Genomic DNA, 2,939 nt, shown 5'->3' with positions numbered 1-2,939 from the left:
AACAAAGCATTGGCCACTGCCCCAAATACTGGAGGGAATGGAGGTTCGCCAAGACCAGTTGGGTCGATGTCGTTTTCTACAAAATGAACATCTATTTTCTTAGGTGCTTCATTATGGCGAATCATGCGATAATTATGGAAATTATTTTGCTCAGGAACACCGTCTTTGTGTGTCAATGCACCATAAAACGACTGTCCGATGCCATCAACCACTGCACCTTGTACCATGTTTCGGGCAGCATCTGGGTTTACAACTACCCCACAATCAACGGCTGAAGTTACTGATTCTACGTACGGTTGTCCATCTCGCATCACCATATCTACTACATGGCCTGCGTAAGAAGCATGGCAGAAATAAGCGGCAACACCACGTTTTTTGCCAGCATTTTCGGGTTTTCCCCAACCTGATTTTTCTTTCAATAATTCTAAAACTCCAATATATCTGTTGGCATCATAATCGTTATTCTTACCAACTGGATTTTCTTTGGCACGTTTCAATAAATCTAAACGCATTTGGATGGGGTCTTTTCCCATGGCTTCGGCAACTTCATCCAAGAATGACTGCTCAGCTGCGGCATTAAAATTAGAACGTGGAGCTCTAAATGCACCAATGGTGATGTTTGACGGAATCTCCCAACCTTCGGCCAAATAATTATCTACCGCCCCCGCAGGAAAACGATTGGCATGAACTGGGTTTTCGGGAATACCACCTCCAATTACATGAAAACCTATCAGATTTTTGTTGGCATCGAGTGCCGCACGATAAGTTGCCGTGTACATTGGTCGATAGATTCCGTAAGTCATATCATCTTCACGAGTATAAATCAAATGAATGGGAGCTTTCATCTTCTGCGAGATTCTGACAGCTTCGTAAGCATATTGGGCATACGCTCTACGACCAAAACCTCCACCCATGCGGGTCATTTGAATTTCGATTTTATCGGCAGGCAAATTCAATAATTTGGTGAGGGTGGGTTCCATCCAACCCGGTGCTTGTATTGGCCCCGCAACCAATGCCTTATCTGCTTCTACATGAGCGAAAAAGTTCATCGGCTCCATGGTATTATGTGCCAAAAACGGAGCATTGTAAGTACGCTCAATCACCTGAGCAGCATTTTTGAAAGCTGTTTCGGGGTCTCCATCTTTTCTTAGTTGTTGAGCTGGTTTCTTGGCATATTCAGCCATCAACTCAAATTGTTGGCTTGTTGTTTCCAATCTGCCAGGTACTACTTTCTCAGTTTTTCCACCTCTGCCCATCATTGTTTCTTTTAAGTCGCCAGCGGCTTCCCATTGGGCATTGATTTTTTTGCGAGCATTCATTACTTCCCAAGTAGAATTTCCCACAATGGCAATCATTTCATTGAAAGTACGAGTATCGAAACCAGCTTGCTCGAAACCATCATCATAGAGTTTGAAGCTAAACACATCTTTGATACCCGGCATTTTTTTGGCAGCAGTTGCATCAAACGACTTTAATTTCATACCGAATGCGGGTGGATGCTGAATCATGGCTATCAACATTCCATCTACTCGATAATCCATTCCGAAAAGTGGTTTACCAGTAACTACTTTTACACCTTCGGTATTTTTCTTTGAATTTCTAACAATTGAAAAATCTTTTGGGGCTTTCAACTTCACATCTTTTGGAACAGTCAATGTAGCTGCCTTAGCGGCCATTTCGCCATATTTTGCAGTTTTTCCACTCGAGTGAGACAAAACCCCTGCTTTTGTTGTAATTTCTGTTGCCGAAACACCCCAAGTTTGAGCGGCCGCTTCGATAAGCATTTGGCGGGCTGCTGCTCCTGCATTTCGGAGTGGTTTCCAGTACATTCGCACCGAATTACTTCCACCCGTAAATTGTGGTCCGTACTTCACATTATCGTGCGTACCCATTTCTACCACCACATCCTTCCAATCTACATCCAACTCTTCGGCCACCATCATCGGTAACGAGGTCATTACGTTTTGACCAAATTCGGGGTTTGGCACTAAAATTTTCACCACATTATCAGGCGTAATTTTGATGTAGGCCGCCAATTCAGACCAAACTGGCTCTGCTAAATTCAATGCTTCTACTTTTTCAGCAGCTTTTGTTTCCGAAAACCAACTGAAACTAAGCATCAAACCACCTCCTGCAAGGGCTGAGGACCTTAAAAAAGAGCGGCGACTTACAGCCCCCCCCGCCCCCAATGGGGGAGCTACAGCTTCACTATTATTTATGTTTTTCATCTTATTTTAAATGTAATTTTTAAAAATAATTTAATATACCCCGTTAAAGAGTTCCCCCATCGGGGGTTAGGGGGCTATTTTTTTGCAGCGGTTTTGATTGCTTCTTTAATTCTCAAATAAGTTCCACAACGACAAATATTACCACTCATGTACGCATCAATTTCTTCATCAGTAGGATTTGGATTGCTTTTTAATAAAGCTGAAGCCGACATAATTTGTCCAGATTGACAATAACCACATTGAGCTACATCGTGTTCGAGCCAAGCCTTTTGTACGGGATGCGTTCCATTTGCTGATAAACCTTCGATAGTTGTAATGGCTGATTTTCCAACCGCCGAAACAGGTAAACTACAAGAACGAACGGCGTTGCCGTCGAGGTGAACAGTACAAGCACCACATTGAGCCATGCCACAGCCAAACTTAGTTCCGGGCATGTTTAGGTGGTCACGCAAGACCCAAAGAATCGGAGTTGAGGGGTCAACATCTACTTGTTGCGTTTTTCCGTTGATTTTTAGAGAATATTTTGCCATAATTTAATGAGTGAATGCGAGTAAGAGAGTGAGTGAATAGTTCACAGTACAAAAATCTATAAAATTAACTATCTAAAATAATACTTTTCAAATGAAAACTTACGAAAATCAAATAAAGACACTTTTATCACCGGATTTAGTTTCCCTTTATGATTTTGATTGCTTTATCAGTTAAGCCGTA

General features: G+C 42.2%; 2 protein-coding genes. Both read right to left on the bottom strand.

Translation table 11 applies throughout. The features are described from left to right. Positions 1-2,120, bottom strand: a 2,120-nt coding sequence (locus ACOVO2_RS08240; RefSeq protein WP_421769500.1) for a molybdopterin cofactor-binding domain-containing protein, incomplete at its 3' end; no start/stop codon positions are given. 182 nt (positions 2,121-2,302) lie between these two features. After that, entirely contained in the window at positions 2,303-2,758 is a 456-nt protein-coding gene (locus tag ACOVO2_RS08235; protein ID WP_421769499.1) for a (2Fe-2S)-binding protein, read from the bottom strand. Positions 2,759-2,939 lie beyond the last annotated feature (181 nt).

Origin of the sequence: Emticicia sp. (assembly GCF_049241225.1) — a bacterium.
Lineage (GTDB): Bacteria > Bacteroidota > Bacteroidia > Cytophagales > Spirosomataceae > Emticicia.
The sequence above is the reverse complement of the archived record's forward strand: the minus strand, read 5'-3'. Positions and strand labels throughout refer to the sequence as shown.